This window comes from Streptomyces sp. NPDC054813 (assembly GCF_053611365.1).
This window is the reverse complement of sequence record NZ_JBSHAF010000006.1, coordinates 170266-184754: the sequence shown is the minus strand read 5'-3', so window position 1 is coordinate 184754 and position 14489 is coordinate 170266. Positions and strand designations below refer to the sequence as shown.

General features: G+C 73.1%; 10 protein-coding genes. 9 read left to right on the top strand and 1 reads right to left on the bottom strand.

Annotation, left to right across the window (positions count from 1 at the left end):
* Window positions 1–175 precede the first annotated feature (175 nt).
* The 5 genes from ACWGJB_RS14075 to ACWGJB_RS14055 all read left to right on the top strand — a co-directional run bounded on the left by ACWGJB_RS14075 (window position 176) and on the right by ACWGJB_RS14055 (window position 10358).
* Window positions 176–3529: an ATP-dependent helicase gene (locus tag ACWGJB_RS14075; protein ID WP_453380418.1), complete on the top strand. Its 3354-nt coding sequence runs from the start codon at window positions 176–178 to the stop codon at window positions 3527–3529.
* Between the two features lie 51 nt (window positions 3530–3580).
* On the top strand, window positions 3581–7195 hold the full coding sequence (locus ACWGJB_RS14070; RefSeq protein ID WP_453380417.1) for a UvrD-helicase domain-containing protein: 3615 nt from the start codon (window positions 3581–3583) through the stop codon (window positions 7193–7195).
* A gap of 10 nt (window positions 7196–7205) precedes the next feature.
* Window positions 7206–8609: a dipeptidase gene (locus tag ACWGJB_RS14065; RefSeq protein ID WP_453380416.1), complete on the top strand. Its 1404-nt coding sequence runs from the start codon at window positions 7206–7208 to the stop codon at window positions 8607–8609.
* Between the two features lie 155 nt (window positions 8610–8764).
* Entirely contained in the window at window positions 8765–9709 is a 945-nt protein-coding gene (gene nudC, locus ACWGJB_RS14060; RefSeq protein ID WP_450754975.1) for an NAD(+) diphosphatase, read from the top strand.
* Window positions 9710–9725: 16 nt separating this feature from the next.
* Window positions 9726–10358 (top strand): class I SAM-dependent methyltransferase, encoded by a 633-nt coding sequence (locus ACWGJB_RS14055; protein WP_453380415.1) that lies wholly within the window; start codon window positions 9726–9728, stop codon window positions 10356–10358.
* Window positions 10359–10417: 59 nt separating this feature from the next.
* Here ACWGJB_RS14055 and ACWGJB_RS14050 read toward each other — a convergent pair whose 3' ends face one another.
* On the bottom strand, window positions 10418–10660 hold the full coding sequence (locus tag ACWGJB_RS14050; protein WP_453380414.1) for a mycoredoxin: 243 nt from the start codon (window positions 10658–10660) through the stop codon (window positions 10418–10420).
* A gap of 176 nt (window positions 10661–10836) precedes the next feature.
* Here ACWGJB_RS14050 and ACWGJB_RS14045 point away from each other — a divergent pair, with 176 nt between their 5' ends.
* From ACWGJB_RS14045 to ACWGJB_RS14030, 4 genes are all read left to right on the top strand, one after another.
* Window positions 10837–13032 carry an ATP-dependent DNA helicase UvrD2 gene (locus ACWGJB_RS14045; protein WP_453380413.1) on the top strand — a complete coding sequence of 732 codons (2196 nt, stop codon included), beginning with the start codon at window positions 10837–10839 and terminating at the stop codon, window positions 13030–13032.
* 163 nt (window positions 13033–13195) lie between these two features.
* Window positions 13196–13513 carry a hypothetical protein gene (locus ACWGJB_RS14040; RefSeq protein WP_453380412.1) on the top strand — a complete coding sequence of 106 codons (318 nt, stop codon included), beginning with the start codon at window positions 13196–13198 and terminating at the stop codon, window positions 13511–13513.
* A gap of 175 nt (window positions 13514–13688) precedes the next feature.
* Complete coding sequence (locus ACWGJB_RS14035) at window positions 13689–14057, top strand: WhiB family transcriptional regulator (protein WP_450754981.1); 369 nt, start codon at window positions 13689–13691, stop codon at window positions 14055–14057.
* Window positions 14054–14380 carry a hypothetical protein gene (locus ACWGJB_RS14030; protein ID WP_450754983.1) on the top strand — a complete coding sequence of 109 codons (327 nt, stop codon included), beginning with the start codon at window positions 14054–14056 and terminating at the stop codon, window positions 14378–14380. The genes ACWGJB_RS14035 and ACWGJB_RS14030 overlap by 4 nt, the downstream gene beginning before the upstream one ends.
* The last annotated feature ends 109 nt before the right edge of the window (window positions 14381–14489 follow it).

The following is a 14489-nucleotide window of genomic DNA, read 5'->3' as shown; positions in this document are numbered from 1 at the left end:
GTGGGGCGCGCGTGCCACGAGTGCCGCCCGAGGCGGACGGGAAGAAGCGGAAGCTCTCCTTCCGTCCGGTTCGTCGGCGTAGCGTCGGCTGCGCGGGTCCCGCTCACCCCACGGCCACCGCACTGCCCGCGCGACCGCGAGCCAACCAGCACACCCACCAGGACCGGCGAACCACGTGAGCTCCTCTTCCTCCACCAGGCGCCTGTCGCACCTCCAGGTGCGGCAGGGGGCCCGTGGCGCTTACCGACTGGTGCGGACCCCGCCGGCGGACACGGATCCCCCTCGTCTGGACGCCGCACAGCGCGCCGTGGTTGACCACGCGGCCGGCCCGCTGCTCGTCCTCGCGGGTCCCGGCACCGGGAAGACCACCACCCTCGTGGAGTCGGTGGCCGCGCGGATCGCCCGCGGCGGGGACCCCGACCGGATCCTGGTGCTGACGTTCAGCCGCAAGGCCGCCGTCGAACTGCGCGACCGCATGGCCCTGCGCGTCGGCGCGGCCCGCGCGCCCCGGGCGACCACCTTCCACTCGTACTGCTACGCCCTGATCCGCGCCCACCAGGACAGCGGCCTGTTCGTCGACCCGCTGCGCCTGCTCTCCGGCCCCGAGCAGGACGTCACCGTCCGGGAGCTGCTGGCCGGCCAGGCCGAGCTGGAGCGGCTCGGGCTCGACCCGGTGCGCTGGCCCGACGAACTGCGCGCCTGCCTGACCACCCGGGGTTTCGCGGACGAGGTTCGCGCGGTGCTCGCCCGCAGCCGCGAACTGGGCCTCGACCCCACCGCCCTGGACGCCTTCGCCCGCCGTATCGGCCGCCCCGACTGGCGGGCCGCGGCCGCCTTCCTCGCCGAGTACCTCGACGTCCTCGACCTCCAGGGCGTCCTCGACTACGCCGAACTCGTGCACCGCGCGGTGCTGCTCACCCAGCGCCCCGAGGTCGCCCTGGACCTGGCCGGCCGCTACGACGCCGTGTACGTCGACGAGTACCAGGACACCGACCCCGCCCAGGTGCGGCTGCTGCACGCCCTGGCCGGCGGCGGCCGCACGCTGGTCGCGTTCGGCGACCCGGACCAGTCGATCTACACGTTCCGGGGCGCCGACGTGAACGGCATCCTGGACTTCCCGTCCGCATTCGCGCGCGGGGACGGCCGTCCCGCCCCGGTGGAGGTACTGCGCACCTCCCGCCGCTCCGGCGCCGCCCTGCTGGCCGCCACCCGCCTGCTGACCCAGCGGATGCCGCTGACCAGGCTGCCCGCCGCCAAGGTGCGCGCCCACCGCGAACTGGCCGCCGTGCGGGACGGCGGCACCGTCGAGGTCTACACGTACCCGACGCCCGGCACCGAGCTGGACAACATCGCCGACATCCTGCGGCGCGCGCACCTGGAGGACGGCGTGCGCTGGAGCGACATGGCCGTCCTGGTGCGCGCCGGGTCCAGCACCATCCCGACGGTCCGCCGCGCCCTCACCGCGGCCGGCGTACCCCTGGACATCGACGGCGACGACGTGCCACTGCGCCACGAACCGGCGGTGGCACCCCTGCTGACGGCGCTCAGGGCGGTGGCGGAGGCGGAAGCGGCACATCCGGGTGCGGGCACCGCCGAGGCGAGCCCCGGCGGGGACGAGGGCACCGCCGCCGCCGCAGCCGCCGCCGCAGGCCCTTGCTGGCTGGGCACCGAGACCGCGCTCACCCTGCTCTCCTCACCTCTCGCCGGCATGGACGCGGCCGACCTGCGCCGCCTCGGCCGCGCCCTGCGCGACGAGGAAAGGGCGGCCGGCAACGCGCTGCCGCCGCCCTCGGACGACCTGCTCGCGCGGGCCCTCGCCGAACCCGAGCGCCTGGCCGTCCACGACCCCGGGTACGCGCGCGGGGCGCAGCGGCTCGGCGCACTGCTCCGGAGGGCCCGGGAGCACCTGGCGGGCGGCGGTACGGCCGAGGAGGCGCTGTGGGACCTGTGGAACGGCACACCCTGGCCCTCGCGCCTGGAGCGCGCCGCGCGGCGCGGCGGCGCGGCCGGCCGCAACGCCGACCGTGACCTGGACGCCGTGTGCGCGCTGTTCGCCACCGCCGCCCGCGCGGAGGAGCGCAGCGGCGGCCGGGGCGCGCTGAACTTCCTGGCGGAGATCGAGGCCGAGGACATCGCCGCCGACACCCTCGCCGGGCGCGCGGTACGCCCCGACGCCGTCCGCCTGCTGACCGCGCACCGCTCCAAGGGCCTGGAGTGGCGCCTGGTCGTCGTCGCCGGCGTCCAGGAGGGCCTGTGGCCCGACCTGCGCCGCCGCGGCTCGCTGCTGGAGGCCGACCGGATCGGCCGCGACGGCCTGGCCGAACCGCTCACCCCGGGCGCGCTCCTCGCCGAGGAGCGCCGCCTGTTCTACGTCGCCGCCACGCGCGCGCGTGAACGCCTCGTCGTCACCGCCGTGAAGGCCCCCGCGGACGACGGCGACCAGCCCTCCCGGTTCCTCACCGAGCTAGGCGCCGAACCCCAGGACGTCACCGGACGGCCCCGCCGCCCGCTCTCCGTGGCCGCCCTGGTCGCCGAACTGCGCGCGACCACGGTCGACCCGCGCGCGTCCGACACGCTGCGGGAGGCCGCCGCCCGGCGGCTGGCCCGGCTGGCCGCGCTCGCCGACGAGGACGGCCGCCCCCTGGTGCCCTCCGCCCACCCCTACCGCTGGTGGGGCATGTTCGAGCCGACCGAGAGCAAGGTGCCGCTGCGCGACCGCGACCAGCCCGTCGTGCTCTCCGGCAGCGCCCTCGACCAGCTCGCCAACACCTGCAGCCTGCAGTGGTTCCTGGGCCGCGAGGTCAAGGCCGACGCGCCCGCCACCACCGCCCAGGGCTTCGGCAACGTCGTGCACGTCCTGGCCGACGAGGTCGCCTCCGGACGCACCCCCGCCGACCTTGCCGTCCTCATGGAGCGCCTGGAGTCGGTGTGGAACGCGCTCGCCTTCGACGCCCCCTGGAAGTCGGCCCAGGAGAAGGACAACGCGCGCGTGGCGCTCGAACGCTTCCTGAAGTGGCACGTCCTGGACCGCACCGCACGCACCCCCGTGGCCAGCGAGCAGGACTTCGACGTCAGCCTCGAAGCGGGCGACTACGAGGTGCGCATCCGCGGCCAGATGGACCGCGTGGAGACGGACGGCGAGGGCCGGGCCTACGTCGTCGACTTCAAGACCGGCAAGCAGGCCCCGAGCGCCGCCGAGGTGGCCCGGCATCCGCAGCTCGCCGTCTACCAGCTCGCGGTCCGCGAGGGCGCCGTGGACGAGGCCTTCGACGGCGTACGCCCCGAGCCCGGCGGCGCCGAACTGGTCCACCTCCGGCAGGGCGCCACCCGGCGCGACGGCGGCGAGACCCTGCCCAAGGTGCAGGCCCAGGAGCCGCTGGAGGGGGAGTGGGTCGGCGACCTGCTGGCCACCGCGGCCGGCAAGGTCCTCGACGAACGGTTCACGCCGACCACCGGCCAGCACTGCACGCACTGCGCCTTCCGGGCGTCGTGCAGCGCGCGGCCCGAGGGGCGTCACGTGGTCGAGTGACGTACGACGCCCGTCCCACGGTTGTCAGTGGTCACCGCTAGCCTCGACGGCATGCCCGCCCGCATCACCGACCCCGAGCAGCTCAAAGAGCTCCTCGGCATCCCGTTCACCCCGGAGCAGACGGCCTGCATCACCGCGCCGCCCGCCCCGCAGGTGATCGTGGCCGGAGCCGGGTCGGGCAAGACGACGGTGATGGCGGCCCGCGTGGTCTGGCTGGTCGGCACCGGACAGGTGGCCCCGGAGCAGGTCCTCGGGCTGACCTTCACCAACAAGGCGGCCGGCGAACTCGCCGAACGCGTCCGCAAGGCACTCGTCAGGGCGGGCGTCACCGACCCCGAGGCCCTCCCGTCGCCCGGCCACCACCCCTCAACGACAGCGCTTCGCGCTGCCCCCTACTGGTCGGACCCGGACAACCCGCCCGGCGAGCCGGTCATCTCGACCTACCACGCCTTCGCGGGCCGGCTGCTGACCGACCACGGCCTGCGCATCGGCCTGGAGCCGGCCTCCCGGCTGCTTGCCGACGCCACCCGCTTCCAGCTCGCCGCCCGGGTGCTGCGCGAGGCACCCGGTCCCTACCCGGCCCTCACCCGCTCCTTCGCCGACCTGGTCGGCGACCTGCTCACCCTCGACTCCGAACTCGCCGAGCACCTCGTACGCCCCGAGGACCTGCGGGCCTGGGACGCCGGACTGCTGAACACGCTGGCGGGCGCCAAGCTCGGCAACGCCGACCTGCGCAAGGTCCCCGAGACGGCCGCCGCCCGCCGCGAACTGGCCGAACTCGTCCTGCGCTACCGGTCCGCCAAGCGCGAGCGGGACCTGCTCGACTTCGGCGACCAGATCGCGCTGTCCGCCGCGCTGGCCCGCATCCCCGAGGTGGGCCGGCTGCTGCGCGACGAGTTCCGGGTCGTACTCCTCGACGAGTACCAGGACACCTCGGTGGCCCAGCGCGTGCTCCTGGCGGGCCTGTTCGGCGGCGGCACCGGCCACCCCGTGACCGCCGTCGGCGACCCCTGCCAGGCCATCTACGGCTGGCGCGGCGCCTCCGTCGCCAACCTGGACGACTTCCCCGAGCACTTCGCGCACGCCGACGGCAGCCCCGCCACCCGCCAGGCGCTCAGCGAGAACCGCCGCAGCGGCGGCCGCCTCCTCGACCTCGCCAACGGCCTCGCCGAGCCGCTGCGCGCCATGCACGCGGGCGTGGCGGCCCTGCGCCCGGCCCCGGGCGCCGAACTCGACGGCACGGTCCGCTGCGCCCTGCTGCGCACCCACGCCGACGAGATGGACTGGATCGCCGACTCCGTCGCCCACCTCGTCCGCACCGGCACGGCACCCGGCGAGATCGCGGTCCTGTGCCGCACGGCGACCGACTTCGCGGAGATCCAGGGCGCCCTCGTCGCCCGTGACGTCCCCGTCGAGGTGGTCGGTCTCTCCGGACTGCTGCACCTGCCGGAGATCGCCGACCTCGTCGCCGTCTGCGAGGTACTCCAGGACCCGGGCGCCAACGCCTCCCTGGTCCGGCTGCTGACCGGCCCGCGCTGGCGCATCGGCCCCCGCGACCTCGCCCTCCTGGGCCGCCGCGCCCGGCTGCTGGTGTCCCACGCGCGCGTGGGCGACGCCGACGACCCGGACCGCAGGCTCGCCGAGGCCGTCGAGGGGGTCGACCCGGCCGAGGTGATATCGCTCGCGGACGCCCTGGACACCTTCCTGGAACTGCCGCTCGACACCGAGCGCCAGGACGACGGCCTGCCGTTCTCGCCGGACGCGCGGGTGCGCTTCGCCCGCCTGGCCACCGAACTGCGCGAGCTGCGCCGCTCCCTGTCCGACCCGCTGATGGACGTCCTGCACCGCGTCCTCGCGGTCACCGGCCTGGAGGTGGAGCTGTCCGCCTCCCCGCACGCGCTGGCCGCCCGCCGCCGCGAGACGCTGTCCAACTTCCTGGACGTCGCCGCCTCCTTCGCGGCCGGCGACCAGGAGGCGACCCTGCTCGCCTTCCTCGGTTTCCTGCGCACCGCCGCCCAGTACGAGAAGGGCCTCGACAACGCCCTGCCCGGCGGCGAGAACACCGTCAAGGTGCTGACCGCGCACAGGTCCAAGGGCCTGGAGTGGGATGTCGTCGTCGTCCCCGGCCTGGTCAAGGGCACCTTCCCGAGCGGCCAGGGCCGCGAGAAGTGGACCGCCCAGGCCAAGGTGCTCCCGCACGCCCTGCGCGGCGACACCGACACCCTGCCGGACGTCGAGGCCTGGGACTCGCGGGGCATGAAGGCCTTCCACGAGGCCATGAAGGACCACCAGCACACCGAGGAGCTCCGCCTCGGCTACGTCACGTTCACCCGCCCCCGCTCCCTGCTCTTGGGCTCCGGCCACTGGTGGGGCCCCAGCCAGAAGAGACCGCGCGGCCCCTCCGACTTCCTCCAGGCCCTGTACGACCACTGCGCCACCGGACACGGCGAGATCGAGGCCTGGGCCGACGAACCGGAGGAGGACGAGGAGAACCCGGCCCTGCACACGGCCGGCGCCGACCAGGTGTGGCCGCTGCCTCTCGACGAGGCCGCCCTGGCCCGCCGCCGCGCGGCCGCCGAGACCGTCCTCGCCCACCTGGACACGCTCACGGCAGGGGAGGACGGCCACCCGGCGGCCGGTCACGACCCCGCCACCCACGAGGACCCGGAGTGGCCCCCGCCACCCGACGACGACGAGCCCGACCCCTACGAGGACGGCTTCCCGGACGAGGACTCCGCCGACTGGGAATCCCTGAGCGCCGACCGCCCCACGGTCCCGCACCAGGCGACGCCCGCCGAGCGCCCGCCGGAGCACGCACGCCGACCGGCACCCGGGCACGCACGTGGCCCGGAACCCGGGCACGCACGGGTGGCGGAGTCCGAGCACGCGCGCGTGGCCGAGTCGGAGCACGCGCGCGCCCCGGAGCGCACCCTCCTCACCCCCGAGGAGGCCCGCGCCATCGCGTCCTGGGACCGCGACCTCGACGCCCTCACCGGCGAGCTGCTGCGCGCCCGCCGGAGCGTCACCGACGTGCCCCTGCCGGCCGCGCTCTCCGCCACCCAGCTGATGCGGCTGGCCGAGGACCCGGACGGGCTCGCGCAGGAACTCGCGCGCCCCATGCCACGCCCTCCACAACCGGCCGCACGCCGGGGCACCCGCTTCCACGCCTGGGTCGAGGCGCGTTTCGAAGAGCTCACCCTGCCCTTGCTGGAGCCCGACGAGCTGCCGGGAAGCGACGCCGAGATCGCCGACGAGCGCGACCTCGAAGTCCTCAAGGAGGCCTTCGAACGCACCGAGTACGCCCACCGCACGCCCTATCGCGTGGAGGCCCCCTTCCAGCTCGCCCTCGCCGGGCGGGTCGTACGGGGCCGTATCGACGCCGTCTACCGGACCGGGCACGGCGACGGGGCGACGTACGAGATCGTCGACTGGAAGACCAGCCGCACCCGGCCCGCCGACCCGCTCCAGCTCGCGATCTACCGGATCGGCTGGGCGGAGCAGCAGGGCGTGCCGCCCGAGTCGGTCACCGCCGCGTTCGTCCACGTCCGCACCGGTGAGGTCGAGCGACCGGAGGGTCTGCCGGACCGGCCCGCCCTGGAAAGACTGATCATCGGGCAAGCTGAGTGTGACGAACCGCCCGCCGAGGATGTCGGCGCGGGCCGATAGGCTCGTGACCATGAGCCAGACCCCGGACAGCGCTGTCCGTACGTACATCGAGCAGCACCGTGCCGCCTTCCTCGACGACCTCGCCGAGTGGCTGCGCATCCCCTCCGTGTCGGCCCAGCCCGAACACGCCGCCGATGTCCGCCGCAGTGCCGACTGGCTCGCCGCCGAACTCAAGGAGACCGGCTTCCCGACCGCCGAGGTCTGGGAGACACCGGGCGCCCCGGCCGTCTTCGCCGAATGGCCCGCAGGCGACCCCGAGGCGCCCACGGTCCTCGTCTACGGCCACCACGACGTACAGCCCGCAGCCCGTTCGGACGGCTGGGACAGCGACCCCTTCGAGCCGGTCGTCCGGGAGAACCGCCTCTACGCGCGCGGGGCGGCCGACGACAAGGGCCAGGTGTTCTTCCACACACTCGGCGTCCGCGCCCACCTCGCCGCCACCGGCCGCACCGCACCCGCCGTCAACCTGAAGCTGCTGATCGAGGGCGAGGAGGAGTCCGGCTCCCCGCACTTCCGGGCCCTCGTCGAGGAACACGCGGACCGGCTCGCCGCGGACACCGTGATCGTCTCCGACACCGGCATGTGGTCCGAGGACACCCCCACGGTGTGCACGGGCATGCGCGGCCTCGTCGAGTGCGGGATCGTCCTGCACGGCCCCGACCAGGACATCCACTCCGGAGCCTTCGGCGGCGCCGTCCCCAACCCGGCCACCGTCGTGGCCCGCCTGGTCGCCGCGCTGCACGACGAGCACGCGCGCGTGGCGATCCCCGGCTTCTACGACGGCATCGTGGAACTCGGCGAACACGAGCGCCGGCTCTGGGCCGAGCTGCCGTTCGACGAGGAGGGCTGGCTGCGCGAAGCGCATTCGCACGCCACCGAGGGCGAGGCCGGGCACACCACCCTGGAGCGCATCTGGGCCCGTCCCACCGCCGAGGTCAACGGCATCGGCGGCGGCTACCAGGGCCCGGGCAGCAAGACGATCGTCCCGTCCTCGGCCATGGTCAAGCTGTCGTTCCGGCTGGTCGCCGGGCAGGAGCCCGACCACATCGAGAAGGCGGTCCGCGCCTGGGCCACCGAGCGGATCCCCGCCGGCATCCGTGCCGAGATCACCTTCCTGCCGGCCACCCGCCCCTGTCTGACCCCGCTCGACCACCCGGGCCTCCAGTCGCTGGTCCGAGCCATGGGCCGCGCCTTCGAGGGACCGGTCCGGTTCACACGTTCGGGTGGCTCAGGGCCGGCCGCGGACCTCCAGGACGTCCTCGGCGCACCCGTTCTCTTCCTGGGCATCTCCGTCCCCTCCGACGGCTGGCACGCCCCGAACGAGAAGGTTGAGCTGGACCTTCTCCTCAAGGGCGTCGAGACCAGCGCCTACCTGTGGGGTGACCTGGCCGAGAACTGGCGCCATGCCCCCTGACCGGTCCGCGCCGTCCGGAGCGGCACCGCGCGCGGGGCACACTGGAAGGGCCGCCCCGCCCGTCCCGCCCCCGCCCGACCCGGTCTCCTCCCGCCCTTCGTCCCGCTGAACCGCCCGCTGAAACATCCGTTCCACTGGGGGAGTTGGAAGCACCCGTGACCACCTGGACCGACCACACCGCCGACCGACCCATCTCGCTCACCGCCCCGAGCGGCATCGACCGCGCTGCCCACCACCGGCTCGACGAGGCCTGGCTCGCGGCGGCGTGGAGCCACCCCGACACCCGCTGCTTCGTGGTCTCCGGCGGCCAGGTCCTCATCGACGAGACGCCCGACGGCCGTACCGAACTCGTCATGACCCCCTCCTTCGAGGCTCCCCTCACCGAGGCGCACCGCTACTTCCTGGGCACCGACGAGGACGGCGTCAGCTACTTCGCGCTCCAGAAGGACGCCCTGCCCGGCCGTATCGACCAGTCCGCGCGCCCGGCCGGCCTGCGCGAGGCCGGACTGCTGCTCTCGCCGCGTGACGCGGGCCTGATGGTGCACGCGGTCGGCCTGGAGAACTGGCAGCGCACCCACCGCTTCTGCTCCCGCTGCGGCGAGCGCACGGTGATCGCCGCAGCCGGCCACATCCGCCGCTGCCCCGCCTGCGGCGCCGAGCACTACCCGCGCACCGACCCCGCCGTGATCATGGCCGTCACCGACGAGGACGACCGCATCCTGCTCGGTCGCCAGGTGCACTGGCCCGAGGGCCGCTTCTCCACGCTCGCCGGCTTCGTGGAGCCCGGCGAGTCCATCGAGCAGGCGGTGCGCCGCGAGGTCTTCGAAGAGGCCGGGATCACCGTCGGCCCCGTCGAGTACGTCGCCAGCCAGCCCTGGCCGTTCCCGTCCAGCCTGATGCTCGGCTTCATGGCCCGCGCGACCTCGACCGAGATCAACGTCGACGGCGACGAGATCCACGAAGCCCGCTGGTTCTCCCGCGACGAACTGGGCGCCGCCTTCGACTCCGGCGACGTCCTGCCGCCGTACGGGATCTCCATCGCGGCCCGCCTCATCGAGATGTGGTACGGCAAGCCGCTGCCGACGAGGAGTTTCGTCTGAGACGGCGACCCGGCTGATGACCGTCACCCACGACACCTACTGGAACCACAACGTCCACTACCACCCGGTGGTGCTGGACGCCGTGCCCCCCGGCTGCCGTGCCGCCCTGGACGTCGGCTGCGGTGACGGCCTGCTGGCCGCCAAGCTCGCGGCCAGGGCGGAGTCGGTGACCGGCGTGGACCGGTCACCGGAGATGATCCGGCTGGCGCAGAAGAGGGACGACAGGGAGAACGTCACCTTCCTGGAGGGTGACTATCTCGACGGCGCGCTCCTCGACGAGGGAGGCTACGACTTCGTCAGCGCGGTCGCCGTCATCCACCACGCCCCCTTCGACGACGCGATCGAACGGTTGGTGGGGCTGCTCGCCCCCGGCGGCCGGCTGGTCATCGTCGGCATGGCCTACAACCGCACCCTCCTGGACCGGGTGATCAGCGGTTGCGGGGTCCCCGCGGCGCTGCTGACCGCGCGCAGGAACGGCGGCAAGCAGGGTCCGTCCGATATGCCCGTCGAGGACCCGATCATGAACTGGAAGGAGGTCCGGCGGGCCACCGCACACCTGCTCCCCGGACGCCGTTACCGGCGCCGGCTGCTGTGGCGCTACACCCTGGTGTGGGACAAGCCGGGCGACATGCGCGAAGGCGGCCCCTGAACCGGATCAGGGACCGCCTTGTGCGAAGAACGCGCCGGTGTGGAGAGGGCGGAGGAAGATTACGCGCTGATCTTCTGCTTGACCTGGGCCAGCGAGGGGTTCGTCAGCGTGGAGCCGTCGCCGAAGAGCACCGTCGGGACCGTCTGGTTTCCGCCGTTCGCCTTCTCGACGAACGCGGCCGACTCCGGGTCCAGCTCGATGTTGATCTCGGTGTACGCGATGCCCTCGCGGTCCATCTGGCTCTTCAGCCGGCGGCAGTAGCCGCACCACGTGGTGCTGTACATCGTCACAGTGCCCTGCATCTCGCTCGCGCTCCTTCGGCAGGTCGGGAAGTTCGTCCAGGAGAGGAACGTACGCGGCCCGTCCGCCATTCCCACAGCACCGGTCCCGGGTGACGCCCGTCGCATTAGTACGACTGCGAGGGGCTGCCTGTGGACAACCGGCACAGCGGTCTCCGGCGACCTGGCAGCATGGCCGTGTGACAGCAGCAACGCACTCCTCCCTCTTCCCGCAGGTACCGGACTCTGCCGACGCGGTGCTCGAAGGGCTCGACCCCGAGCAGCGCGAGGTGGCGACCGCCCTGTACGGGCCGGTGTGCGTGCTGGCCGGAGCCGGTACGGGCAAGACCCGGGCGATCACCCACCGGATCGCCTACGGGGTGCGGGCCGGCGTTCTCCAGCCGTCCAGCGTGCTCGCCGTGACCTTCACCAACCGTGCCGCCGGGGAGATGCGCGGACGGCTGCGCCAGCTCGGCGCCCAGGGAGTGCAGGCCCGCACCTTCCACTCGGCCGCGCTGCGCCAGCTCCAGTTCTTCTGGCCGAAAGCGATCGGTGGCTCGCTGCCCCGGCTCGTCGACCGCAAGATCCAGCTGGTCGCCGACGCGGCCGCCGCCTGCCACATCCGCCTCGACCGGGGCGAGCTGCGGGACGTCACCGCCGAGATCGAGTGGTCCAAGGTCACCCAGACCGTCCCCGCCGACTATCCGCCCGCCGCCGTGAAGGCCGGCCGCGAGGCTCCCCGTGACCCGGCCGAGATCGCCCAGATCTACTCGGTCTACGAGGACCTCAAGCGCGATCGCGCGGTCATCGACTTCGAGGACGTCCTGCTGCTCACCGTCGCCGTCCTGCAGGACCGGCACGACATCGCCGAGCAGGTCCGCGCCCAGTACCAGCACTTCGTCGTCGACGAGTACCAGGACGTCAGTCCGCTCCAGCAGCGTCTGCTGGAGCTGTGGCTCGGCGAACGCGACAGCCTGTGCGTCGTCGGCGACGCCAGCCAGACCATCTACTCGTTCACAGGAGCAACTCCCGACCATCTGCTCGACTTCCGCATCCGTCACCCCGGGGCCACCGTCGTCAAGCTGGTCCGCGACTACCGCTCCACCCCCCAGGTCGTCCACCTCGCCAACGGCCTGCTGGCCCAGGCCCACGGCCGCGCCGCCGACCACCGCCTGGAACTGATCTCCCAGCGCCCCGCGGGACCTGAGCCCGTCTACACCGAGTACACCGACGAGCCCGCCGAGGCCGAGGGCGCCGCCCGCCGTATCCGTGAGCTCGTCGACGCCGGGGTCCCGGCCGCCGAGATCGCCATTCTGTTCCGCACCAACTCCCAGTCCGAGATCTACGAGCAGGCCCTCGCCGACGCCGGTGTGCCCTACCAGTTGCGCGGCGCCGAGCGGTTCTTCGACCGGCCCGAGGTGCGCAAGGCGGGTGTCGCCCTGCGTGCCGCGGCCCGCTTCGGCGGCAACGACGCACTGCTCGACGACACCGTCGACCTGCCCTCCCAGGTGCGTGCGGTCCTCTCCGGGGAGGGCTGGACCACCGAGCCGCCGGCCGGCTCCGGCGCGGTCCGGGAGCGCTGGGAGTCACTGGCCGCCCTGGTCAACCTGGCGCACGATGTGGCCGCCGCCCGGCCCACCGCCACCCTCGCCGACTTCGTCACGGAACTCGACGAGCGGGCGGGCGCCCAGCACGCTCCGACCGTCCAGGGCGTCACCCTGGCCTCCCTGCACTCGGCGAAGGGCCTGGAGTGGGACGTCGTCTTCCTGGTCGGCGTCGCCGAGGGGATGATGCCGATCACCTATGCGAAGACCGACGAGCAGATCGAGGAGGAACGCCGTCTCCTCTATGTCGGCGTGACCCGCGCCAGAGAGCGGCTCCATGTCTCCTGGTGCCTCTCCCGTACCCCCGGCGGCCGCCCGAACCGTCGGCCCAGCCACTTCCTGGACGGGCTGCGACCCGGCTCCACCGGCGCCGTCGGCCGTGGCTCCGGCGCAGGCCCTGGAGGCGTCGAACGCGGTTTCACCGGCGGCCCCGTGGCCGCACCCCGGCGTACCCAGCGCACCCCCGCCCGCTGCCGGGTCTGCGGGCGCACCCTCACCGACGCCGGCGAGATGAAACTGATGCGCTGCGACAACTGCCCCTCCGACATGGACGAGGGCCTCTACGAGCGGCTGCGGGAGTGGCGCGCGGACCAGGCCCGGCTCAGCGGCCAGCCCGCCTTCTGCGTCTTCACCGACAGGACGCTGATGGCGATCGCGGAGTGCGCGCCCGACGACGACCGCGAGCTGGCCCGCATCCCCGGCGTCGGCATGCGCAAGCTCAACCGTTACGGCGCCGATGTTCTGGCCATCTGCGCAGGTCGGCAGCCAGGGGGAGCCGTCGAGGGGGACTGATGCCAACTCGTCGAAAAAATAGTTTGCGCATGCCCCAGCAATCCCCATAGGTTCTAGGCACGGAAGCGGCGGCCTTCTCGAAGGCCCGGTTCCGTGTTGTACTTGCATATCCGAGCGGACTGGCTCATCCCAGTCCCTTAGACGCCGAGAGGAGGCGAGTCCAGTGATCAGCATCAAGACCAACATCAGCGCGGCCAAAATGACCGATCTCTCGGCCGTCTCCGTGTGCATGCTCGGCGTCTCGAACCTGGGCACCGGTGTGTCCGGCATTCCTGCCGTGCGTCCGGCGTCCTCCGTTTCTCTCGCGGGTCTTCCTGTCCGTGAGCGCAATGAGCGACCGACTGAGGCACTGGAAGCAGTACTGGCAGGGGCCCAGGCCTATGCCTTTACGGCAGCCGGTGCCGGAAGCCGGAAGCAGACGACGCAGCACCACCTGATGTGGGCCTTCCGTGGGCCAGAACCCTGGAGTGATCCAGCCTGAATCGATCAGGCCGGCGCCTTCAGGGCCGCGGAACCCCATCCGGGATCCGCGGCCCTTCTGTTTGTCCCCATCACAGGGACAGACGGGCGAAGGGGCCTCGGGACAAGAGCAGAACCCGGTACCAGCCGCCAACCGGTCCAACCCGACCGGCACGACCAGACGAGGAAAAACAGCCGTGCAACTCGAAGCGCACGCCCCGTCCGTACCGCCTTCCGAAACGATCCCCCCGCCCGGCCCCACGGAGGACTCCACCTTGATCCCGCTCACTGCGCTCACCGCGCTCGACGACGCCATCGAGAACCTCGGCGTGCCCGTCCCCTGCCGTTCCTACGACCCGGAGGTCTTCTTCGCCGAGTCGCCGGCGGACGTCGAGTACGCCAAGTCCCTCTGCCGCACCTGCCCGCTGATCGAGGCCTGCCTCGCCGGTGCCAAGGAGCGGCGTGAGCCCTGGGGTGTCTGGGGTGGCGAGCTGTTCGTCCAGGGAGTTGTCGTCGCCCGCAAGCGGCCGCGTGGCCGCCCGCGCAAGAACCCGGTCTCGGCATGAACATCCAAGGAACGATCGACCGCCCCCTCACGCACGACCCCAAGAAGCAGGCCCCGATGAAGCCGTCCACCAGCGAGCCCACCGGCTCCGCGATTCCAGACTTCACCCCCGCCGGTACGACCACCGGCTCGCGTCAGAACAGGACCCGCGAGATGCAACTCATTCCAGAAGCCCTGGCTCGTGCGCATATGCACGAGCGACTGCACGAGGCTGAGCAGGAGAGCCGGGCCGTGCGCCTGGCGACCGCTCGCCGGATGCAGCGCCGGGCCGAGCGCGCCTCGATGCGCGCCCGCCGTGCGCTCGCCATGGCCGTCATGCAGTGATCCCGAACACCTGAAGCGGTGGCCTCCCGGCTGAGGGAGACGAAAGCTTCCCGCGGGGGCCGGTCCGGCCGAACGGACCGGCCCCCGCGGTGCGTTGCGCCCGCGGATC

Bases quoted from the DNA above. Each gene is read 5' to 3' on its own strand.
- ACWGJB_RS14070 (WP_453380417.1), top strand. From the start codon at position 3,581: ATGCCCGCCCGCATCACCGACCCCGAGCAGCTCAAAGAGCTCCTCGGC.
- ACWGJB_RS14065 (WP_453380416.1), top strand. From the start codon at position 7,206: ATGAGCCAGACCCCGGACAGCGCTGTCCGTACGTACATCGAGCAGCAC.
- ACWGJB_RS14055 (WP_453380415.1), top strand. From the start codon at position 9,726: ATGACCGTCACCCACGACACCTACTGGAACCACAACGTCCACTACCAC.
- ACWGJB_RS14050 (WP_453380414.1), bottom strand. From the start codon at position 10,660: ATGCAGGGCACTGTGACGATGTACAGCACCACGTGGTGCGGCTACTGC.
- ACWGJB_RS14030 (WP_450754983.1), top strand. From the start codon at position 14,054: ATGAACATCCAAGGAACGATCGACCGCCCCCTCACGCACGACCCCAAG.